Genomic DNA, 217 nt, shown 5'->3' on the forward strand with positions numbered 1-217 from the left:
AGGCAACCCGGCCCGACACCACACTCGACGTCGTCCCCGTCAGCCGGAAACCCTCCAGCTCCGGCGGCATCACCCCGTCGTAGCCCTCCATGGACATGACGCCGCAGAAGACTCCCGTCTCCGTGCCACGCAATGAGGTGGGGTCGATGCCCGCATCCTCGACGGCCTCCCAGGCCGCCTCCAGCATCAACCGCTGCTGCGGATCGATCGCCAACGC

At 68.2% G+C, this 217-nt stretch carries 1 protein-coding gene; it reads right to left on the reverse strand.

Annotated features, from left to right (window positions below; translation table 11 throughout):
- Nucleotides 1-217, reverse strand: a 217-nt coding sequence (locus Q0994_RS34085) for a beta-ketoacyl synthase N-terminal-like domain-containing protein (protein ID WP_299542662.1), incomplete at both ends; no start/stop codon positions are given.

This window comes from uncultured Streptomyces sp., assembly GCF_947488945.1.
GTDB lineage: Bacteria > Actinomycetota > Actinomycetes > Streptomycetales > Streptomycetaceae > Streptomyces.